The organism is Pseudoxanthobacter soli DSM 19599, assembly GCF_900148505.1.
GTDB lineage: Bacteria > Pseudomonadota > Alphaproteobacteria > Rhizobiales > Segnochrobactraceae > Pseudoxanthobacter > Pseudoxanthobacter soli.
Genome location: NZ_FRXO01000001.1, coordinates 197,550 through 219,219, shown reverse-complemented (window position 1 = coordinate 219,219; position 21,670 = coordinate 197,550). Strand labels below are relative to the sequence as shown.

The 21,670-nt window shown below is 68.0% G+C and carries 20 protein-coding genes; 4 read left to right on the top strand and 16 right to left on the bottom strand.

From position 1 onward, the window contains the following. Positions 1-92 precede the first annotated feature (92 nt). The 4 genes from cydB to BUF17_RS00870 form a co-directional block, all read right to left on the bottom strand. On the bottom strand, positions 93-1,097 hold the full coding sequence (cydB, locus tag BUF17_RS00885; protein ID WP_084563950.1) for a cytochrome d ubiquinol oxidase subunit II: 1,005 nt from the start codon (positions 1,095-1,097) through the stop codon (positions 93-95). Between the two features lie 15 nt (positions 1,098-1,112). After that, the gene (locus BUF17_RS00880) at positions 1,113-2,546 is read right to left on the bottom strand and encodes a cytochrome ubiquinol oxidase subunit I (protein ID WP_073625334.1); all 1,434 of its coding nucleotides are present in this window, start codon (positions 2,544-2,546) and stop codon (positions 1,113-1,115) included. A gap of 500 nt (positions 2,547-3,046) precedes the next feature. Next, positions 3,047-3,907 (bottom strand): uracil-DNA glycosylase, encoded by an 861-nt coding sequence (locus tag BUF17_RS00875; RefSeq protein WP_073625333.1) that lies wholly within the window; start codon positions 3,905-3,907, stop codon positions 3,047-3,049. Between the two features lie 108 nt (positions 3,908-4,015). Next, positions 4,016-4,693, bottom strand: a complete 678-nt coding sequence (locus tag BUF17_RS00870; RefSeq protein ID WP_073625332.1) for a glycosyltransferase — start codon at positions 4,691-4,693, stop codon at positions 4,016-4,018. Between the two features lie 141 nt (positions 4,694-4,834). On the opposite strand from BUF17_RS00870, the gene BUF17_RS00865 reads away from it, so the two are divergent. From BUF17_RS00865 to rnhB, 3 genes are all read left to right on the top strand, one after another. After that, a complete protein-coding gene (locus BUF17_RS00865) occupies positions 4,835-6,016 on the top strand; it encodes a PA0069 family radical SAM protein (RefSeq protein ID WP_428977608.1) in 1,182 nt (393 codons plus the stop codon). 98 nt (positions 6,017-6,114) lie between these two features. Continuing rightward, on the top strand, positions 6,115-6,564 hold the full coding sequence (locus BUF17_RS00860; protein ID WP_073625945.1) for a VOC family protein: 450 nt from the start codon (positions 6,115-6,117) through the stop codon (positions 6,562-6,564). Positions 6,565-6,768: 204 nt separating this feature from the next. Then, the gene (rnhB, locus tag BUF17_RS00855; RefSeq protein WP_244530723.1) at positions 6,769-7,452 is read left to right on the top strand and encodes a ribonuclease HII; all 684 of its coding nucleotides are present in this window, start codon (positions 6,769-6,771) and stop codon (positions 7,450-7,452) included. Positions 7,453-7,781: 329 nt separating this feature from the next. On the opposite strand, the gene BUF17_RS00850 is transcribed toward rnhB, so the two are convergent. The 8 genes from BUF17_RS00850 to BUF17_RS00815 form a co-directional block, all read right to left on the bottom strand. Continuing rightward, entirely contained in the window at positions 7,782-8,267 is a 486-nt protein-coding gene (locus tag BUF17_RS00850) for a F0F1 ATP synthase subunit B family protein (RefSeq protein WP_073625331.1), read from the bottom strand. A 13-nt stretch (positions 8,268-8,280) separates the two neighbouring features. Beyond that, the gene (locus BUF17_RS00845; protein WP_244530722.1) at positions 8,281-8,904 is read right to left on the bottom strand and encodes a F0F1 ATP synthase subunit B; all 624 of its coding nucleotides are present in this window, start codon (positions 8,902-8,904) and stop codon (positions 8,281-8,283) included. Between the two features lie 348 nt (positions 8,905-9,252). Then, positions 9,253-9,477, bottom strand: a complete 225-nt coding sequence (locus tag BUF17_RS00840) for a F0F1 ATP synthase subunit C (protein WP_073625330.1) — start codon at positions 9,475-9,477, stop codon at positions 9,253-9,255. 87 nt (positions 9,478-9,564) lie between these two features. After that, a complete protein-coding gene (locus tag BUF17_RS00835) occupies positions 9,565-10,314 on the bottom strand; it encodes a F0F1 ATP synthase subunit A (protein ID WP_073625329.1) in 750 nt (249 codons plus the stop codon). A gap of 95 nt (positions 10,315-10,409) precedes the next feature. Next, positions 10,410-10,853 carry an AtpZ/AtpI family protein gene (locus BUF17_RS00830; RefSeq protein WP_139282361.1) on the bottom strand — a complete coding sequence of 148 codons (444 nt, stop codon included), beginning with the start codon at positions 10,851-10,853 and terminating at the stop codon, positions 10,410-10,412. A gap of 123 nt (positions 10,854-10,976) precedes the next feature. After that, the gene (locus BUF17_RS00825) at positions 10,977-14,435 is read right to left on the bottom strand and encodes a chromosome segregation SMC family protein (protein WP_073625327.1); all 3,459 of its coding nucleotides are present in this window, start codon (positions 14,433-14,435) and stop codon (positions 10,977-10,979) included. A gap of 123 nt (positions 14,436-14,558) precedes the next feature. Further along, positions 14,559-15,227: a DsbA family protein gene (locus BUF17_RS00820; protein ID WP_073625326.1), complete on the bottom strand. Its 669-nt coding sequence runs from the start codon at positions 15,225-15,227 to the stop codon at positions 14,559-14,561. A 305-nt stretch (positions 15,228-15,532) separates the two neighbouring features. Continuing rightward, complete coding sequence (locus BUF17_RS00815) at positions 15,533-16,075, bottom strand: DUF721 domain-containing protein (protein ID WP_073625325.1); 543 nt, start codon at positions 16,073-16,075, stop codon at positions 15,533-15,535. 177 nt (positions 16,076-16,252) lie between these two features. On the opposite strand from BUF17_RS00815, the gene mutY reads away from it, so the two are divergent. Beyond that, the gene (mutY, locus tag BUF17_RS00810; protein WP_073625324.1) at positions 16,253-17,395 is read left to right on the top strand and encodes an A/G-specific adenine glycosylase; all 1,143 of its coding nucleotides are present in this window, start codon (positions 16,253-16,255) and stop codon (positions 17,393-17,395) included. Between the two features lie 91 nt (positions 17,396-17,486). Here mutY and BUF17_RS00805 read toward each other — a convergent pair whose 3' ends face one another. From BUF17_RS00805 to ispH, 4 genes are all read right to left on the bottom strand, one after another. Then, positions 17,487-18,605, bottom strand: coding sequence for a site-specific DNA-methyltransferase (locus tag BUF17_RS00805; RefSeq protein ID WP_073625323.1), 1,119 nt, complete (start codon positions 18,603-18,605; stop codon positions 17,487-17,489). A 286-nt stretch (positions 18,606-18,891) separates the two neighbouring features. Then, complete coding sequence (gene rnhA, locus BUF17_RS00800) at positions 18,892-19,365, bottom strand: ribonuclease HI (RefSeq protein WP_073625322.1); 474 nt, start codon at positions 19,363-19,365, stop codon at positions 18,892-18,894. Further along, positions 19,362-20,327 carry a homoserine kinase gene (locus BUF17_RS00795; protein ID WP_073625321.1) on the bottom strand — a complete coding sequence of 322 codons (966 nt, stop codon included), beginning with the start codon at positions 20,325-20,327 and terminating at the stop codon, positions 19,362-19,364. Before BUF17_RS00795 ends, rnhA begins: the two co-directional genes overlap by 4 nt. A gap of 12 nt (positions 20,328-20,339) precedes the next feature. Next, entirely contained in the window at positions 20,340-21,419 is a 1,080-nt protein-coding gene (gene ispH / locus BUF17_RS00790) for a 4-hydroxy-3-methylbut-2-enyl diphosphate reductase (protein ID WP_084563945.1), read from the bottom strand. Between the last annotated feature and the right edge of the window lie 251 nt (positions 21,420-21,670).

The following is a 21,670-nucleotide window of genomic DNA, read 5'->3' as shown; positions in this document are numbered from 1 at the left end:
ACATCATCTTACCCGCGAGAGAATGGGGACGGCGGTGCACGCAGACAAGGCGGGGGCGCCTTGCGCCCGCCCGCATTCCGCCTGCTCGCAGATCAGTGATAGCCCTCGCCGGGCTTCAGCTTGCCGCGGAACGTCCAGTAGACGAACGCGGTGTAGGCGAGGATCAACGGCAGGAACAGGATCACGCCGAGCAGCACGAACATCTGGCTGTCCGGCGCGGCAGCGGCGGCCCAGACCGTCACAGTCGGCGGCACCAGATAGGGGAAGGTGGAGATGCCGAGGCCGAGGAAGCAGAGCAGGAACAACGCCACGGACGCCGAGAACGTGCCGAGGCCCTTGCCCCGCTCGATGGCGCGATAGGCGAGCCAGGCGACCAGCAGCGTCACCAGCGGCACCGGCCACAGCCAGTAGATCATCGGCTCGGAGAACCACCGGTCCGCGATCCAGGGATAGGCGAGCGGCGTCCAGAGACTGACGATGCCGATGAAGGCGACAAGCGCGAGCAGGAGCGGCCGCGACCACAGCCGCGCGCTGCCCGCCAGCGGCCCGTCGATCTTCATCATCATCCAGCCGCAGCCGAGCAGCGCATAGCCGGCGACAACGCCCAGGCCGCACACGACCGAGAACGGGGTCAGCCAGTCGAACACGCTGCCGCCAAACGCGCCGTCGACCACCGTCAGACCGTGGATCACGGTGCCGAGCACCACGCCCTGGCAGAACGCCGCGACGGTGGAACCGCCGGCAAACGCCACGTCCCACCAGCGGTGATGGGGCTTGGCGACGAAGCGGAACTCGAACGCGACGCCGCGGAACACCAGCGCGAGCAGCATCACCACCACCGGCAGGTATACGCCCGGCATGATGATGGCGTAGGCCTTCGGAAAGGCCACCCACAAGCCGCCGCCGCCGAGCACCAGCCATGTCTCGTTGCCGTCCCAGTAGGGCGACACCGAGCTCATCATCTGGTCACGGTCGGCTTCCTTGCGGGTGAACGGAAACAGGATGCCGACGCCGAGATCGAACCCGTCGAGCACCACATAGAGCACGATGGCGACGCCGATCAGCAGTCCCCAGATCACCGGCAGATAGAATTCCATGAACACCATGGCGGATCACTCCCCGGCCTGAAGGGCGCCACGCCCGGCGGGCTGCGCAGCGGAAATCGGACGCATGTAGCCTTCTTCCTCGCCGCCGCCGCTATGGTCGGCGCCCGATTCGGAAACACCCGGGCCACGCCTCAGAACGTGGTTGATGTAGCGCGCGCCCGCAACGAAGACGATGAGATAGACGATCACGAACAGAATGAGCGTGACGAGTACAGCGCCGGAGGGCAGCGGCGAGTGGGCATCGGCGGTGCGCAGGATGCCCGTCGCGACCCATGGCTGACGGCCGATCTCGGTCACGAACCAGCCGGAGATCACGGTCACGAAGCCGATCGGCCACAGCCAACTCGCCGCGCGCAGATAAAGCCCCTCGGAGAACAGGCGGCCGCGCCACCACAGCCACGCGCCGAGCAGCACCGCCGCAAGCATGACCGCCCATAGGCCGACCATGATGCGGAAGCCGAAGAACGGCAGCACCAGCGGCGGGCGATCCGCCTCCGCGAACGTCAAGAGGCCCGGATAGGTCCCGTCCCACGACCGCGTCACGATGAGGCTGCCGAGGTGGGGAATCGCGATCTGGTAGAGATTGCGCTGTTCCGCCTCGCTCGGAATGGCGAAGACGACGAGCGGCACGCCGGCGCCGGGCACCTCGTCGCCACCCCAGTGGCCCTCGATGGTCGCCAGCTTGACCGGCTGATATTGGCGGATCACCTCGCCCGAGGCATCGCCCACATAGCCCTGGATCGGCACCAGCACGATCAGCAGGCCCAGCGACATGCGGATGCAGGTTTCGGCGAGATCGACCGACTTGCCCTGCAGCCACCAGCGGGCACCGGTCGCGAACACGACGAAGCCGGTGGTGATGAAGGCCGCGAGCACCATGTGGAAGAAGCGCGTCGGGAACGTCGGCGAGAAGATGATGGTCAGCCAGTCGACCGGATAGGCAATGCCGTCGCGCAGTTCGTGGCCGACCGGATGCTGCATCCAGCTGTTCGCGGACAGGATCCAGAAGGCGGAGATGCAGGTGCCGACCGCCACCATCAGGCAGGAGAAGAAGTGCAGCCACCGCGGCACCCGGTTCCAGCCGAACAGCATCAGGCCGAGGAACGTCGCTTCCAGGAAGAACGCCGTCAGCACCTCGTAGCCGATCAGCGGACCGATGACGTTGCCCACGACCTCCGAGAACCGGCTCCAGTTGAGCCCGAACTGGTACGACAGCACGATGCCCGAGACGACGCCCATGCCGAACGAGACGGCGAACACCTTCGTCCAGAAGCGGGCAAGCCGATCGTAACGGTCATTTCCCGTGAACAGCGACATGCCCGTCAGCGTCGCAATCCAGGCTGCGAGGCCGATTGTGAAGCTCGGGAAGATGACGTGAAAGACGATGGTGAATGCGAACTGGAACCGCGACAGCAGCACCGGGTCTAGCGATTCGATCATCGGGCGTTGCCTCCATCCGCAGGGGTCTTCCGAGACTGACGTTCGGCACCGGCCGCGGTAGATACCGGCGCGATGCGAGCGCCCGGTTTCCACCACCGGAGCGGCTTCCCGGTCACGGCAATGGACTCTCTCTCCACCCCGCCCTACGATGATGACAGAAAACCAAAACACGCAATAGAGACGTTTTTCATATTGCACGCTTAGGATCTGGCGACAATTCGCCTCGCAAAAGGCAATGCCATCCAGCCATAGACGCAATTATCACTTTCTAACAGATTATAAGAACGCTCGATAAACTTAAAGTCATCAGCAATTTCGCATCGCGCTCATCAAAGTAGCACGGTAAAATTTACCAATTTATACTAAATCAAAATCTCGAAACGATGTGCGGAATATGGCGCTACCGTGGCACAACCAAGACCTCGCAATAGAGGGCCGTGCGGAGAACAGGCGATTTCTCTTCGGCACATCGCTGCACGGGTGCGCGCAGCCGCAGGCGTTCAGCCCGCCAGCGCCGACCTGATCGCGCGGAAATCCCGCCACGCCAGCCGCTTTTCCAGAGGCTGGCGCAGCAGATAGGCCGGGTGCAGCGTGGCCATGGCGCGGATCTCGCGCCCGCCGATCGCCACCGTCATCCAGCGCCCGCGAAGCTTGCGGATGCCGTCGCTGGAGCCGGTCAGCGCCTTGGAGGAGGCCCCCCCCAGGAACACGAGCACCTCCGGAGCAACGAGTTCGATCTGCCGGGTGATGAACGGCTTGCAGATCTCGGTCTCTTGGGGGCTCGGCGTGCGATTGCCGGGCGGACGCCAGGGCACGACATTGGCGATATAGACCGAGGAGCGGTCGAGGCCGATCGCGGCGAGCATCAGGTCGAGCAGCCTGCCGGACCGGCCGACGAACGGCAGGCCGGCGATATCCTCTTCGCGGCCCGGCGCTTCGCCCACGAACATCAGCCGGGCGGCCGGGTTGCCGTCGGCAAACACGAGACGCGTCGCCGTCTTCCTGAGATTGCAGCCTTCGAACCGCGCCAGTGTCTCGCGGAGTTCGTCGAGGCTCGTCGCCGCGGAGGCGAGCGCGCGGGCATCCGCGATCGCGGCGTCGTCGGGCACCGTCGCACCCGGCGTGCCGCTCTCCGGCGGGGCCACGAAGCGACGGGGTTCCAGCCCCGGAGCAGCGGCGCCGGCGGATGCGGATCGAGTGAAAGATGGCGGCGGGGCGGCCGGAGCGAACGCCTGTGGCTTTTCCACCGCCTTGAAGCGATCGGGCGCCACATCCGACACGACGGCATCGACGCCCATCGCGTCGTACAACTCGATCAGGGCCGCAAGTTCGGCGCGCCGGTCGCCGTCGGAGAGGCTCATGGCGCGCTCCGCATCCGGGCGGCAGATCGACGCGGCGGCAGCGTGGCACCGGACAGGACGTGCCCGGTGCGCGCGATCCGCGCGGGCGCCGTCTTCCGCGACACCGCCTCAGGCTCCGATCCGGGAGAGGATTTCCGGCGAAACGCGCAAGGCCAGAAGCGCGCCGCCCAGGCGGCCGCGGGCCCGCACGAGATCCGCCCGTGAGGCGACGCGCGCCTCGGAATGCAAGACGTGCAGGCGGCCTCGCCCGATGCGGCGCACGAGGTCGATTTCCTCGTAGCGCGGCAGGTCGCGGTGGCCTCCGAGCTTGTCGTAGAGCGCGCGGGGCAACAGCAGCGCCTGCTCGGCAGCCGGCATCCGCAGCACGCGCGCGGCGAGCGACACACGCGCCTCGGCGACGCGGGCCGCCAGGCCCATCTCGTCGAGCGCGAAGCGAAATACCGCCGCCATTTCGACGCCGCGACCGCTGCGCTCCGCGCGCTCGGCGAACGTGGCCGCCTCACCGTGCCACCCGTTCGACAGCACCGCCCCCGGCCGCACGAACATCAGCCACGAGCCGCGCCGCCCTTCGGCAGCCCCCGCCCGCAACCGGCCGGCGAGATCGCCATTTCTTTCCAGGATATTGCAGCCGGATTCGTCGGCGACCCGGAGGGTCCCGTCGCGCGAACCGGCATCGACCACGACGACCTCGCGCACGACGCCGTCGGCCGCCGCGCCGACGAGCGACGCGAGCGTGTAGGCGAGGGCAACCTCGCTGTTCGATGTCGGGATGACCACTGTGATCATGGTTTTTCTCATACACGCTTTCCCGTTCTGCCGCGAGTGCGAACGACCGCGCGCCGACGCAAATGTTCTTGTTATGTTCTGTTCGATCGCCTATGTTCCGGGAATGTCGGGCCGATTGGCCCACCACCGGGAGGTGATCCGATGGCCGCCAGAAACGTCCTCGAAAAGCCGCGCGAATCGATGGCCGCCAACGCAGCGCGTGCGATGCCGCTGCCGTCCGGCCCGACCCGCGACGAGCCCGATCGCTTCGGCGTCGCCGTGCTCGAAGGGCAGCGGCGCGGACGTGGCGCCGGGCTCAATCCTGAAGGGCGCTTCGAGGCCGAGCGGCGGGAGATCGTCGACGATGGCTGGCAGTCGCTCGATGAGGCGGCGCCGGTCCGCACCGAGGTGCGGGAGGAGCGCGCGCGCTCCGCCATCACCAGGAACACCTCCCCCGATATCGGGTTCGACCGGTCCCTCAATGCGTACCGCGGCTGCGAGCATGGCTGCATCTACTGCTATGCACGCCCCTATCATTCCTATGTCGGTCTTTCGCCCGGGCTCGATTTCGAGACCAAGCTCTATGCCAAGTCCAACGTCGCGGAGGTTCTGGAGCGCGAGCTGGCGGCGCCCGGCTATGTGGCCCGCACGCTCGCGCTGGGCACGGCGACGGATCCCTACCAGCCGATCGAACGGGAACGGCGCCTGACCCGCGCCGTGCTGGAGGTGATGGAGCGCACCGGGCATCCCGTCGCGATCACGACGAAGTCGGCGCTGGTGACCCGCGATATCGATATCCTGTCCCGGCTCGCCGCGCGCGGACTTGCCAAGGTCGCGCTTTCCGTGACGACCCTCGACCGGCGGCTGGCGCGTTCGATGGAGCCGCGCGCCTCCACGCCGGAGAAGCGGCTCGATGCGATCCGCCAGCTGACGGAGGCCGGCGTGCCGACAGCGGTGATGGTGGCTCCGGTGATTCCGGCGCTGAACGATTCGGAAATCGAGCGCATCCTCGACGCCGCCAAGGCCGCGGGGGCTGACGAAGCGGGCTATGTGCTGCTGCGACTGCCGCTGGAAGTCTCCGAGCTGTTCAAGGACTGGCTGGTGCGCGAGTACCCGGACCGCTTTCGCCATGTCATGTCCATCGTCCGGGCGATGCGCGACGGCAAGGACTATGATGCGTCCTTCGGCAAGCGCATGACCGGCGAAGGGCCCTATGCGTGGACGCTCGGACGACGCTTCGAACTCGCATGCAAGCGGCTCGGCCTCAATGCGCGGCGGATGCGGCTAAGGGGCGACCTGTTCGAACCGCCGGTGCCGCAGGGCGCGCAGCTCAGCCTGTTCTGAACGGTGGAAGCGTCTTCTGAATGGTGGAAGCGCGCTGATCCACAAAGCCGCGCCCCCGCCCACGGGCGCGGAAAGAACCCGGCTTGGAGTCTGTCATGATGTCGCCCTCACCTCCCAGGATCACGGCCATCACGCTCGGCGTGCGCGATCTCGCGGCGTCGGCCGCGTTCTATGACCGGCTCGGATGGCATCGCTCGTCCACGAGCGTCGAGGGCGCGGTGGTGTTCTACCCGTCCGGCGGCGCCGTGTTCGCCCTGTTCGGACGCGAAGCGCTGACCGAGGATGCGGGGTTGCCACGGGAGGCAGCCACGGCAACCGTGACGTTCGGCGGCTTCTCGCTTGCGAGAAACCTGCCGGACAGGGAAGCCGTCGACCGCGAACTCGCGAACGCCGCCGCAGCCGGTGGTACTATCGTCAAGGCCGCACATGACACCTTCTGGGGCGGCTATTCCGGCTACTTCGCCGATCTGGACGGTCATCTTTGGGAAGTCGCCTGGAATCCGTTCTGGCCGCTCGACGGAGACGGCGGCGTCGTCCTGCCGCCCTGAAGCACTTCGGGCGGGTATGAAGGCGCACCGAGCTGCGTGGCGTGCCGATCATCTCGGGCGCCTCCGGTCGATCGCGCCGCGCCGGTCGGATCGGATTTCGGGCTCGGCCCCACCGTCCGCGGATGGCAATCCGCGGACAGCAGTCCGATCGGCGGGATTGCGAATCGGCGGCGTCGACGCCACCGTGCCGCCATGGCAAAGCGCATGAGGACAATGGCCCCGATCGCCGATCTGATCGGCCCGCCGGACGGCAGCGGCGAGCCGCCGCCATTGCCGGCATCCCGATGGCCGGACCCGGCGTTCGACGCGCGGCTGTTCGCGCGCGCCGGCGGACGACTGTGCGGCGTGGACGAGGTGGGGCGCGGGCCATGGGCCGGACCGGTTGTGACCGCCGCCGTCGTGCTCGACCGCGACCACATTCCCGACGGGCTGGCGGATTCGAAGCTGGTGTCGCCGGCCGAGCGCGAGCGGCTGTTCGCGGAGATCATCGCAACCGCCGATGTCGCGATCGGCATGGCTTCGGTCGAGCGCATCGACCGGACGGACATCCGCAAGGCAACGTTATGGGCGATGGCGCGTGCGGTCGCCGGGCTCGCCGAGAGGCCGACACTGGCGGTTTTCGACGGACGTGACGTGCCGCCGGGCCTGTCCTGCGCAGGCGAAGCCCTGATCGACGGCGATATGCTGTCCCAGTCGATCGCCGCCGCGTCGATCGTCGCCAAGGTGGCGCGCGACCGGTTGATGAGCGCGCTCTCGGAAAGCTTCCCGGATTACGGCTTCGAGCGCCACAAGGGCTACGGCACCGCCGCGCATCAGGCTGCGCTCGCCCGCTTCGGCATTACCCCGCATCATCGCCGCAGCTTCGCACCGATCCGCAAGCTGCTTTGAGTCCGTGCGCGCCTCCGGCAGGGGCGAACGGCAGGTGCGAGTCCGAGCGCCGATTTCACCGGACGGCTTTCAGGCGCCTTGCATAAGCCGGGCCTTTGACGCCGTGTTGTTTTGCCCGGCGACCGGTTCACCTGCGCAGACCGATTATCGTCCGAGGAACAGGCCGCAAAACGAAAAGGCCGGAGCGTCGAGCCGCTCCGGCCTTTCGAATTCGCTGTCGGAGCCTGTGTGCCCCGTTCAACCGTGTCCCGTGCCACCGCCCTCGCGGGTGCGGCCCCGTGGTAAGCCTCGGTTCAATCCAGGCGCAGACTCAGTTCAGGCGAGCCTCGTCAGTTCAGGCGCGCCTTGGCGGCCTGAATGCCCTCGTTGATGAGGGTGTCCGCCGCGGCGCCGCCGATTCGGGTCTTGAGGACCTGGGCCGCGGCAGCGACGGCGACGTCGGCTGCAACAGACCGGACATCGGCGATCGCCTGGGTCTCGGCCTGGGCGATCTTCTGCTCCGCGGTCTTGGTGCGGCGGGCGATCATGTCCTCGATCGCGGCATGGGCCTCGGCGGTGATGCGCTCGGCCTCGGAACGGGCGGTCTCGAGCACCGCCTGCGCCTCGGCCTCGGCTTCGCGGCGCTTGCGCTGGTACTCGGCCAGAACGGTCTGCGCTTCCTCGCGCAGCCGGCGGGCTTCGTCGAGCTCGCGGCGGATGTTGCTGGACCGTTCGTCCAGATAGCCGGCGACCTTGCCCGGAACCTTGATGTAGATGAACCCGGCGAACAGGATCACCAGTGCGACGAGAGCAAAGAAGGTTGCGTCGAAATGCATGGCGGTTCCTCGCTCAGTTTCCGCTGCGCACCGCGGAGACGGCCGAAGCCACCTCGGCAGGATCGACGCTGATCGGCGCCACGCGCTCGATCACGGCGACGGCGGTGTCGGTGGCGATCGTGTTCACCTCCGACAGCGCACGCTGCTTGATGGTCTCGATCCGCGCCTCTGCCTCGGAGAGCTTGGCGGCAAGGTCAGCCTCGACCTCGGCGCGCTTGGCGGCGAGTTCGGCCGCTGCCGTGGTGCGGCGCTCCTCTGCAAGCGAGGTGGCATGACGGCGGGCGGCCTTCAACTCGGCTTCGTAGGCCGCGATGACGGCATCGGTCTCCTCGCGCAGGCGATCCGCCTCGGCGAGATCGCCGACGATGCGGTCGCGGCGCTCTTCGAGGATCGTGCCGATGCGCGGCGCGATGGACCGCTTCATGATCAGGAAGAGCGCGCCGAAGGTGATGGCGAGCCAGAACAGCTGCGAGGGGAAGGCAGCCGGCTCGAACGGCGGAAAGGCATTCTTGCCTCCCGGAACCTCGGTATGACCGGTCGTATGAGCCGCGTCACCGTGTCCCGCGCCGGCCTGGGTCGCGTCCATTTCGGTGGTGGCTCCGTGGCCTTCCGCTCCGCTCGCGGCGTCGCTTTCCATCGGTTTCTCCCAGCGCATTCAACCAAGGCACCGAAGCGCCCGTGGAGCGACCGCGTCCGTGAGGCCGAAGCCTGATACGGTCGCGGACCGCGGGATTGATAAAGGCGATCCAAGGTCGGGCCGCTTGCCGACGTGGCGAGCCGGCCCTGTCGCGGATCCACGTCCTCCAGCCGCTTCGCCGTCTCGCGTCTCGTCAACCGGATGTGGGCGGAAGAGAACAGCGCGCGGCGCCGGCCGGAAGATGCACGGTCTGCAGACACGCCAGAGGCGACGCCATGCGCCGCCCCTGCGATCTAGACTGCGGACCCTGACGGACCCGATCGCGGCTTCAGCCGCGATCGCGCCGGATCAGGCGAACAGCAGGATCAGCGCGACGAGCAGCGAGAAGATGCCCAGCGCTTCCGTCACGGCGAAGCCGAAGATCAGGCGGCCGAACTGGCCGTCGGCAGCGGACGGATTGCGCAGCGCGCCCGAGAGATAGCTCCCGAAGATGTTGCCGAGGGCGACGGCCGCGCCGCCCATGCCAAGGCAGGCGATACCGGCGCCGATGTACTTCGCAGCTTCCGCGTCCATGGTGGCTCCTTAAGTTTGAACTGGTCGAGTTCCGGATCGGGTTGGTGGAAAGAGGCCCGCCTGCTGCGGAACCGCGTCCTGCCGGGCTCAGTGGCCGGGATGGATCGCGTCGTTGAGATACATGCAGGTCAGGACGGTGAAGACATAGGCCTGGAGGAACGCCACCAGCACTTCGAGCGCGGTGATCGCCACTGTCATCGCGAGCGGCAGGATCGCGCCGATCCATCCGCCGATGCCAAGCGCGCCCAGGGCGACGACGAGGCCGGCGAACACCTTAACGGTGATGTGGCCCGCCAGCATGTTGGCGAAGAGACGAACCGAGAGGCTGATCGGACGCGAGAGGAACGAGATCACCTCGATCGCCGTCACCAGCGGGATGAGCACGCCCGGCACGCCGTGAGGCACGAACAGCTTGAGGAAGCCGAAGCCGTGCTTGCGGAAGCCGGCGATCACCACCGTCAGAATGACGATCATCGCGAGCGCGAACGTCACGATGATGTGGCTGGTGACCGTGAAGAAATACGGGAACAGGCCGTAGAGGTTCGCGACGAGCACGAACATGAAGATCGAGAACACCAGCGGGAAGAACTTCATTCCTTCGGTGCCGGCGGAACTTCGCAACGTATTTGCGACAAATTCGTATGACATCTCGGCAGCGGACTGCCACCGACCCGGCACCAGCCCGCGGCCGCGGGTGGCAAGGCCGAGAAAGAGCACCGACGTGACGACGACCACCGCCATGAACAGCGCCGAGTTCGTGAACGACAGATCCAGGCCACCGACCTGAATGTCGACGATCTTGGAAAGCTGGAATTGATGGATCGGATCGTTCGACACCCGCCGAGCCCTTCATGTCAGCGGGCACCGGCCCGCTTCGTCCTCAAACCCGCGCCGCCGGACACCTCGTCCGGCAGACCCGTCGCCTCGCGGCTTTACGGCTTTCCGATCCGATCTTCGGGCGGAGGCATGCGCCCGACCGCCCGCATCACGTTCAGGATGCCCGCCACAAACCCGAGCAGCAGGAAAATGATCAGCCCGAACGGCAACGTGCCGAGGAGATAATCTATTCCCCACCCGATGGCACCGCCGATGGCTATGCCCCCGATGAATTCCGAACTCAAGCGGAACGCCTGGTTCCAGCCCGCCGTATCGCGGCTCGAGAACCATCCACCGCCCTGTTCCGCGCGCGCCTTCTTCTTGGCGCGGCCGTCCAGAGCGGCATCCAGCCTGGCCCTTCGCGCCCGGAGTTCCGCGTCGCCGAGCGCATCGCGCGCGGCATCGGCATTTTCATTTCCGTCCCGAGGTTCACGCGTCATATCGTTCCCCCGTCGGAAAACGAGCCCCCCGGGACCCGAAATCGCGCGCACAATAGGCATGGGCCGGACGGGCTGTCAAGGCGAGGAAATGACGGCATAACGCGTTGATCAGTCTCGATTATTTCCAGACGGCGGCCGATGCGACAATCGGCGCCGCCGGCCGTCGGCCGTGTGGCTGCGCTGTCAACTGGCTTCCCGGAAGCTTTCCGCGGTTTCCAAGTCGACCGAGACGACCTGAGATACGCCATGTTCGACCATGGTCACGCCGAACAATCGGTGCATTCGCGACATCGTGATCGGATTGTGGGTGATCACGAGGAAACGGGTGTCGGTGCGGCGGGTCATTTCGACCACGAGATCGCAGAATCGCTCGACATTCGCGTCGTCGAGCGGCGCATCGACCTCGTCGAGCACGCAGATCGGCGCCGGATTCGTCAGGAACACAGCGAAGATCAGAGCGAGCGTGGTCAAAGCCTGCTCCCCGCCTGACAGAAGCGTCAGCGTCTGCGGCTTCTTCCCCGGGGGGCGGGCGAAGATCTCAAGCCCGGCTTCGAGCGGATCGTCTGCCTCGACAAGGGCCAGTTCCGCGCTTCCGCCCTCGAACAGGTGGGTGAAGAGCTGGCGGAAGTGGCCGTCCACGGTCTCGAATGCCGCCAACAGCCGCTCGCGCGCCTCGCCGTTGAGCGTGCTGATTCCCTGCCGCAGACGCTTGATCGCCTCGGTCAGGTCGTCGCGGTCGGCGACCAAACTATCGCGACGGGCTTCGACTTCCTCAGCCTCGGCCTCGGCGCGCAGATTGACGCCGCCGAGCCGCTCGCGTTCCGCCTTGAGCCTGTCGAGCCGGCCTTCGATGACGGTGACGTCCGGCGGCGGTGCGGCAGGGTCGATCTCCGCGATGGCCGCAGCCTCGCGCGGCAGGCAATCGAGCGCATCCGCGATGCGGCCTTCGATCTCGGCCCGACGGTCGCGGGCGGCAGCAAGGCGTTCTTCGGCACGCGCCCGCGCTTCCCGGGCGGTGGAAAGGGAGGCGAGCGCCGCGCGCGCCACGCGATCAGCCTCCGCCAGCGCCACATCGCCGGCGGCACGGGCTTCCGCGGCATCAAGGCGCGCCTCGTCGGCGGCCGCGATCTCGGCCTGGAGCGCACGCCGCCGCCCGGCGTGTTCGTCAGGCGCGTCGATGAGCGCCACGCGCTCGTCCTCGATCTCCAGCCGGCGCTGGTCGAGATCGGCCGCCCGCCGTTCCGCTTCCTGCGCCCGGAGCCGCACAGCCTCGCGCTCGCGCGCGATTGCCGCCAGCCGGCGGCTGCGCATCTCGCTCTCGCGGGCTCCGGCGGCGGCCTGGGCCCGCACCTCCGTCAGGCGGGACCGCGCTTCGCCGACGGCCGCGCCCAGCCGAATCAACTCGATCTCATGACCGCCCGCCGCCGGCAGAGCTGCCAGCGCGGATTCGGCCTCGGTGCTGGCGGCCCGCGCCGATTCGAGATCGGCGCCACGCCGGCCCGCGACTTCGGCGAGTGCGGAACGGCGGCGTTCGATCTCGGCCACGGCGCGCTCGGCCGCGGCGAGACCGTCCCGCGCCCGTGCGGCCAGGCGCTGGCGTTCGCGCGCGGCGTCGCGCGCGCCCTTCTCGGCGGCGACGGCACGCACAGCCGCGAGCTGGGCGGCGGCAAGCGCATCGCGGGCGGCATCGCGCACGGTCACCGCGGTGGCAAGCTCATGCTCGATCTCGGTCAAACGGTTGCGCTGGGCCAGTCGCTGCGCCGCCGCACTCGGAGCCTCCGGCGACGAGATGAAGCCGTCCCATCGCCACAGATCGCCGCTGCGGCTGACAAGCCGCTGTCCCGGCCTGAGCACCGCCTGCAGGATCGGCCCTTCGGCAGCCTCCACAACGCCGATCTGGGCGAGCCGGCGGGCTAGTGCCTCCGGCGCGCGGACGTGGGCGGCCAACGGCGCAGCCCCGGCCGGCAACGCGGGATCGCCGGGCTCCGCGCCCGTTCCCGACCAGCGCGCGGGCGCTGCCGGATCGAGCGAGGCATCGAGATCCTCGCCGAGAGCGGCCGCAAGCGCGGTCTCGTACCCCGGATCGACGGTCACGGCATCGACCACCGGCGCATGCCGCCCACCGTTACCGGCGGAGAGGATGCGCGCGAGCGTGCGCGCTTCCGTATCGAGCCGCTGCACCGTCTCGGTGGCCATTGCGGCAGGCCCACGGGCCGCCGTCTCCGCATCGCGGGCCGCAGCGAGATCGGACTCGGCGACGGCGACGGCCTCCTCGGCCGCGAACAGGGCGGCTTCGGCGTCTTCCAGCGCCTCGCGCGCGTCCGAGGGACCGCTTTCGGCGGCAAGCCGTGCCTCGATGTCGGCGCGCTCACGTTCAAGCACGACGAACTCACGCTCGAGTTCCACCACCCGCTCGGCGGCGATCCTGACGGCTCTTTCAAGCGAGGCGCGTCGGGCGGCGGCCTCCGCGGCGGCGCGGGTGGCGGCGCCATGGGCATCCTCGGCCGCGGACAATATCTCTTCCGCGTCCGCGACCTCGGCACCGAGGGTCGCTGCCCGGTCGGCCGCGTCCGCCTCCTCGGCAGCAAGGGCTTCGGCCTCGTCGGCGAGGGTTTCGCCGGCAATGCGCGCCTCCTCCACGAGGCGCTGCTCGCGGGAGAGGTCCTCGGCCATCTGCACGATACGGCGCTCGAGTTCGACGAGACGCTCGCGGGCACGGCGTTCCTCGGCCGCGAGGGACTCGGCCGCGGCCTGAAGGCGGGCCAGCGCGGCACCGGCAGCGGCCTCGCGCTCGCGAAGGCCCGGCATGGCGGCAGCCGCGACGGCCTGATCGCGGGCGGCATTTCCCTGGGCCACCGCTTCCGCCTGCGCGGCGTCAGAGGCAGCGGAAAGCGCGGCCTCCGCCTCGCCGACCTGAGTGCGGGCCGCGAGCCACCGGAGGTGAAGAAGGCCCGCCTCCGCCTTCCGGATCTCGCCGGACAGCGCCCGGTAGCGGGCCGCCTGCCGCGCCTGCCGGCGCAGGTTTTCCAGCTGACCGCCGATCTCGCCGAGCACATCCTCCAGCCGGGCGAGGTTCTGCTCGGCTGCCTTCAGGCGGATTTCCGCCTCGTGTCGGCGCGAATGCAGGCCGGACACACCGGCCGCCTCTTCCAGAATGCGGCGCCGCGCGGCCGGCTTGGCCGCGATCAGTTCGCCGATCTGCCCCTGGCGCACCATCGAGGGCGAGCGCGAGCCGGTCGAGGCATCGGCGAACAGCAACTGCACGTCGCGGGCACGAACCTCGCGCCCGTTGATACGGTAGGACGAGCCGGCGGCCCGCTCGATCCGGCGGGAGACTTCGAGGACGTCCGTCTCGTTGAAGCCGGACGGCGCGAGGCGGTCGGCATTGTCGAGCACGACCGCGACCTCGGCCCGATTTCGTGCCGGTCGGCGGGTCGAGCCGGAAAAGATCACATCGTCCATGTCGTTGGCGCGCATGTTGCGGGACGAGTTCTCGCCCATCACCCAGCGCAGCGCTTCGACGAGATTGGATTTGCCACAGCCGTTCGGGCCGACGACGCCGGTCAGGCCTGGCTCGATCGGCACCTCCGTCGGCTCGACGAAGGTCTTGAAGCCGGCAATGCGCAGCTTCACGAACCGCATCGCACGCCCCCGCCCGCGATCATGCGGGGTTCGACCCAAGGGGAGAAAGCCGCGCCAACGCAAAGAGCCCCGCTACCGGCGCCGGCAACGGGGCTCGAAGACGCAGAACGGCGTCCCGCCGAATCAGTTCGCAGGCTTCGCCTTTGCCGCTGCTTCGTCGATGGCCTTGCTGAAGGCTTCAATCGACTGCTCTCCGGTCAGCTTCTGGCCGTTGATAAAGAATGTCGGGGTCGAATTGACGCCGAACTCCTTAAAGGCGCGATCCTTGGTTGCGTTCAGCTCATCGAGAAGCTTCTGATTCGTCAAGCATGCCTCGAAGCTCATCTGTGTAAAACCGGCCTGCTTGGCCATGTTCTGCAGGCCTTCCAGCGGCTTGTCGGTGTAGGCCCACTCGCGCTGATGATCGAAGAAGAGATCGATCATGTCGTAATATTTATCATCCGTGGCGCAACGCGCCAGCATCGAGGCAGCCATAGCCACCGGATCGAGCGGATATTCGCGGAATATGAAGCGGATCTTGCCGGTATCGACATAGTTCGACTTCAGCTGCGGCCATGTCTGCGCATGAAAAGCCGCGCAGTGCGGGCAGGTCATCGACGCATATTCCACGACCGTCACCGGAGCATCGGCCTTTCCGAGCACCTGGTCCGGAAGCGCCTGGGGCGCGAGCAGCGCCTTCTCGTCGATGGTGGCTTCCTGCGCCTCTGCACCGCCCGTGAAGCTGACGGCCGCGGCGGCCGTGAGCGCCAACGCGCCGAGGGCATCGAGAAAACGGCGGCGGGTGAAATTCACGAGCGGTCTCCTTGGGTATCAGTCGGAAGCAGGAATTCTGGAGGCGACCATTGAAGCGGACGGCCGCGGAAAGCAACGGCGCAAATGAGGCAATTGTGAGTTTCCGGCAAGCGCACCCGCCGCACCGCATCCGTCCACAAGTTCATGTGATCGTCAGAACTCGAACGTCCATTGGTAGCCGCCGAACTTGCCTAGCGTGGCGATAAGCGGACGCGAACAACGCAGATCGAAGGGGAAACGCCCGATATGGCGGCGTCCGACGCTTTCACCTTCGGACGGCGCGGCGCTTTTGCGGGGCGGATCGCTCAGGCGGAAGGCTCGCGACGCGGCGAAGCGCCGATCACCCCGCGGCCGAGACGCCTGAGGGCGGAGGCGAGCGGCGCCGGCGTCTCCTCACCGATCATCCCCGCGAGATGGGCATCTTCCTGGGGTGCCAGCGGCCGAAGACGCCGCCGGCCCGAGTCCGCCTCGGGAGGCGGGGGGCGCTGGACCACGCGGACGCGCTCGACAGCGCGCCAGCCGAACAGCGCATTGACGCGTTCGATGATGACGGGCGCCTGGTGGCTGATGACCATGGCGCCAGCGCCATCGCAGCGCACCACCAGCGTTCCCGGCCGGGGGCCATCGTCGCCTGGCATCCGCCGCGGCCACTTGATGCACTCGGGACGGCTGCGGCGTGCCAACGCCGAATCGACGATCTCGGGCCAGAGCGTGACGATCTCGGACGAGGCGAACCCCCGGCGCCGGCAGGCGTCCTCGATCGCCGGGCCGATGATATCCGCCAGCGGACGGGCGGCACGCCGCCGTCCGGGCCGGAAATCGGGCCGCTCGTCGTAGATGCTGCTCATCAAGGCGCTCCGGTGGAAGCGGGCCGGCGACCATCGCCCGTGTGGGCCGGCCGCACGCGGGGCCGGGCTCTCCGCCGGCTCACGCCACGCATCATAGCCGATCCGGGCCCGGCAGGCATCCCGCAGGGACATTTGACCGCCCTTCCCTACCGCACATCAGCGCGTAAGTTTGCGACCATGATCGCGCAACGTCCCGCTCCTTCCGCCGCCGACCTTCTCGCCTGGTACGACCGCCACGCCCGCCGCCTGCCCTGGCGCGTGGGACCGGCGGAGCGCCGGGCGGGAATTGTCGCCGATCCGTACCGCGTCTGGCTTTCGGAAATCATGCTGCAACAGACGACGGTCGCGGCAGTGAAGGACTATTTCGAGACCTTCACGCGGCGCTGGCCGACCGTCGCCGCGCTCGCCGCGGCCCCGGACGAAGACGTGATGAAGGCGTGGGCGGGGCTCGGCTATTACGCCCGTGCCCGCAATCTCAAGCGCTGCGCGGAGACCGTCGCCTTCAGCCTCGACGGACGCTTTCCCTCGGACGAAGCCGGTCTGCTCGCCCTGCCGGGGATCGGGGCGTACACGGCGGCAGCCGTCGCCGCCATCGCCTTCGGCAGGCCGGCTGCGGTCGTCGACGGCAATGTCGAGCGGGTCGTGACGCGGATCGCGGCCATCGCGACGCCACTGCCCGCCGCGAAAGCAGCGGTGCGGGCCTTCGTCGAAACCCTCGTGCCGGGAGACCGACCCGGCGAGTTCGCCGAGGCGATGATGGATCTCGGCGCGACCATCTGCACGCCGAAACGGCCCGCCTGCGGCCTTTGCCCATGGAACGGCTCCTGCGCTGCCCGCGAGGCGGGAACGCAGGAGGCATTTCCGGTCAAGGCGGCAAAGGCGGAACGGCCGGTGCGGCGCGGCGCGGCGTTCGTGGCCGTCAGGCCCGACGGCGCGGTGCTGGTGCGCAAGCGGCCGGACAAGGGCCTGCTCGGCGGCATGACGGAATTTCCGACGAGTGCATGGACGACCGACGACGGCGCGCCACCGCCGCGTCGCGGGCGGAAGCCGAAGACCGCAGCGCCCGTCGTGGCGCCGGCCGGCCGTGCCTCGCCAATTGCGGATGCGAGCGCCGCAGCGCCGTTCCCGGCCGGCTGGAGGCGGATGATGGCGCCCGTCGAGCACACCTTTACCCACTTCCATCTGGTGCTGGAGGTCTATCGCGCCGAGGTGCCGGCGAGCACGCCGGCAGGCGACGGGTGGTGGTCGCAGCCCTCCGAGATCGACGGCGAGGCATTGCCGTCGGTGTTCCGCAAGGTACTGGCGGCTGCGGGACGCTGAGAACGAGAGCGCCGCCCCGGTCACCCGGGGCGGCGTGGATTCTGGTGAGCGAGTGCCGTAGGCCGGGATCGCCCGGCCCGGAGCCCGCGCTCTATTCGGCGGCGACCGCCGATCCGATCCGCACGAGATCGCGCAGGGCATCGATCGGCTGCAGGCCGGCTTCGCGCTCGACATGCCAGAAGGTCCAGCCGTTGCAGGCATCGAAGCCCTGCACCAGCGCGCCGACCTTGTGGATGGAGCCGACATGCGGACCGGATTCCAGCGAGCCATCGGCCCGCACCACCGCCCGGTGCCGCCCGCGCGCGCACGTCAGTTCCAGCCCGGGCGTCACCAGCCCGGCCTCGATCAGCGAGCCGAACGGCACGCGCGGCGCGGTCCGCTTGCCGGCGACGACGCCGAGCGACGCCTGGGGCGCAGGTTCGACCGCGGCGATCCTCGCCTCGGCGGCCGCGGCGTAGCCCGCTTCGCGCTCGATGCCGATGAAGCGCCGGCCGAGCCGCTTGGCGACGACGCCGGTCGTGCCGGTGCCGAAGAACGGGTCCAGCACAACGTCACCGGGATTGGTCGACGACAGCAGCACCCGGTAGAGCAGCGATTCGGGCTTCTGGGTCGGATGGACCTTGGCGCCGTCCTCGTCCTTCAGCCGTTCGCCGCCGGAACAGATCGGCAGCATCCAGTCCGACCGCATCTGCAGGTCGTCATTGAACGCCTTCAGCGCGTGATAATTGAAGGTGTAGTTCTTTGCGTCCTTGCCCTTAGACGCCCAGATCAGCGTCTCGTGAGCATTGGCGAACCGTCGGCCGCGGAAATTCGGCATCGGGTTGGCCTTGACCCACACCACGTCATTCAGCAGCCAGAACCCGAGGTTCTGCATCGCCGTGCCGACGCGGAAGATATTGTGGTAGGAGCCGATGACCCACAGCGTGCCGTTCGGCTTCAACACCCGACGGCAGGCGGCGAGCCATGCGCGGGTGAAGTCGTCGTAGGCCTCGAAGGATTCGAACTGGTCCCAGGCGTCGTCGACCGCGTCGACGAGCGACTGGTCGGGACGATGCAGGGCGCCCTCGAGCTGAAGGTTGTAGGGCGGATCAGCGAAGATCACGTCCACCGACTGCGCCGGCAGGCTCATCAGATGCGCGACGCAGTCGCCGATGAGAATGCGGTCGAGCGGCAGCCCGGCGGCGGCCGGAGCCGGCGACGCTGAAGCCATGATCGCCTCGTCGGGAAAGGCGGGATCGAGTGCCCGACCGAACGAAGCTCCCCGTGCTCGTGCACGGCGCCCGCCGACGGACCTCGAATTCTCTGGGGAAACGCGGGACGTCCCGACGGACGCCCCGCTTATGATCAGGCTCATTGCGACGCAGCACCTCACGCAATTCGCAGGCCCAAGAGTCACCCGGGCGGCGTAAAGGCGAGGTTAATGCGAATCCCAAAATCTCTTTTTTATCAGTGTTTTGGCGTAAAGCCTTTATTCACCTTGTTTGCAAGGAATGGCTTTACGCCTGTCCTTCGCGGGACCGGCGCGCGGGCATGAACGGCGCCATCCCGGCGCGGGCGAGCGCATCGACCCGCTCGTTGCCTTCTTCTCCGGCATGGCCCTTGACCCAGTGCCAGACGATCTCGTGGCGGGCCTGGGCCTCGTCGAGGCGCTGCCAGAGCTCCACGTTCTTCACCGGCTTCTTGTCGGCGGTCTTCCAGCCGTTGCGGCGCCAGCCGTGGATCCAGCTCATGATGCCGTTGCGGACATATTGGCTGTCGGTGAAAAGATCGATCGTCATCGGACGCTTCAGCGATTCGAGCGCCGAGATCGCCGCCATGAGTTCCATGCGGTTGTTGGTGGTCAGCGGCTCCCCGCCCATGAGTTCCTTCTCATGGCCGTTCCAGCGCAGCAGCACGCCCCATCCGCCCGGGCCGGGATTGCCGCTGCATGCGCCGTCGGTATAGGCCACCACCCGGCCGGTCTCGCTCACGGTTCGACCCCGTAGTCGCGCACGTCGGCGATGCCGGCGTGAAAGCGCATCTTGCGCAGATATTCGAGCGGGTTCTTCGGCACCACCAGCGCACCGGGCGGCACCCTCAGCCAGTCGTGCAGCCGCGTCAGCAGGAAGCGCAGCGCCGAGCCGCGGGCGAGGACGGGCAATGCCGCGAGTTCGCCGGCGGAGAGCGGCCGCACGCGGCGATAGGCACCGATCAGCGCCCGCGCCTTGGTGACGTTGAACGCGCCGTCCTGCTCGAAGCACCAGGCGTTGAGGCAGACCGACACGTCGTAAGCATAGAGATCGTTACAGGCGAAATAGAAGTCGATGATCCCCGAAAGCCGGTCGTCGAGGAAGAAGGCGTTGTCGGGGAAGAGATCGGCATGGATCACGCCCGCCGGCAGGTCGCCCGGCCACGAAGCGTCGAGAACGGCGAGCGTCTCGTCGACTTCCGCCGCGAGCCCGTCCTGCACGGTGTCCGCGCGGTCGCGGGACTGCGCGAAAAGCGGAGCCCAGGCGGCGTGGCCGAGGGCATTGCGGCGCGGGATCGAAAAATCGGCTCCGGCCAGATGCAGTCCGGCGAGCGCGGCGCCGAGTTCGGCACAGTGGGAAACGGCTGGCCGCCGAGGCCACATGCCTTCCAGGAACGTCACGATCACCGCCGGCCGACCGGCGAGTTCGCCGAGCGCGACACCATCTTTGGCGAGCACGGGGGTCGGGCAGTTCACGCCCCGGGCGGCGAGATGCTGCATCAGACCGAGAAAGAACGGCAGGTCGGCGCGATCCACCCGCTTCTCGTAGAGCGTGAGGATGAAGCGTCCGCCGGTGGTCTGGAGCAGGTAGTTGGTGTTCTCGACGCCTTCCGCGATGCCCTTGCAGGACTGCACGCGGCCGATATCGTAGCGGGCGAGGAACCGTCCGAGATCCTCGTCGGCGACTTCCGTATAGACGGCCATGTCAGTTCCGCATCATTCGGCCGCGTTCTGCGCGGGCGCCGGAGCATTCGGGGCAGCAGCCGAGGATGCTGCCGATTTGGCCGCCGCGACCGCCCGCAGTTCGCGCGGAACGGCGAAGGAGATGGTCTCCTCGGCGGTACGGACTTCTTCCACCGCCACGTCGAAATGGTTGGCGAAGGCGTCGATGATCTCCTCCACCAGCACCTCCGGCGCCGAGGCGCCGGCCGCGATGCCGAGGCGTGAGATGCCTGCGAAGTCGCGCCAGTCGATGTCGCTCGCGCGCTGGATCAGCACGGCACGCGGACAGCCGGCCCGCTCCGCCACCTCCCGCAAACGCTGGGAGTTCGACGAATTCGGCGCACCGACCACGATCATCGCATCCACGGCCGGCGCGACCGCCTTGACCGCTTCCTGACGGTTGGTCGTGGCGTAGCAGATATCGTCCTTGTGGGGCGCGGCGATGGTCGGGAAGCGCTCCTGAAGCACGGCGACGATGTCGCGGGTGTCGTCGACGGACAGCGTGGTCTGGGTGATCCAGGCGAGATTGTCGGGATCGCGCGCGACGAGCCTGCGGGCGTCCTCGACCGTCTCGACCAGCGACACGGTTCCCGGCGGAAGCTGACCCATGGTGCCGACGACTTCCGGATGTCCGGTGTGGCCGATCAGCACGACCTCGCGACCCCGCCGATACTGGATCTCGGCTTCCTTGTGGACCTTGGAAACAAGCGGACAGGTCGCATCGAGCACGAACAGGTTACGGCGATCGGCGGCCTCGGGCACCGACTTCGGCACGCCGTGGGCGGAAAAGATGACCGGCTGTTCGGTCGGCGGAATCTCGTGCAGTTCCTCCACGAACACCGCGCCCTTCCGCTTCAGGGATTCCACGACATACTTGTTGTGGACGATTTCGTGGCGGACATAGACCGGCGCGCCATAGCGCTCGAGCGCGAGTTCGACGATCTGGATGGCGCGATCGACACCGGCGCAGAAGCCGCGCGGCGCGCACAGAAGCACCGACAGCGCCGGCCGGCCGTCAGCGTCGTGCCTGGTGCCGGCGAGCGGCCCTGCCTTGGCTGTGATTTCGGTCGACATCATTGCTCGTCCGGAAATGGCCTCGGGGTCCGCGGGCGCGCAGCCCGCAGACGTCGACCTCGCAATAGAGGAACCGGGTGGGGCGAAGTCAAGGCACAGTCCTGCATGGGCCGTCCGCGCCGGTCCTGTGCCAGAGATCGCGGCGGGCAGACCGGGCAAGGCATCCCACCGGTCTCACAGGCATCGCTGCCCGAAATGGGTAGCGAGCGCCAGCCCGGTGCGTTGTCCGCTCCGCCTTCTGCGGATACCAC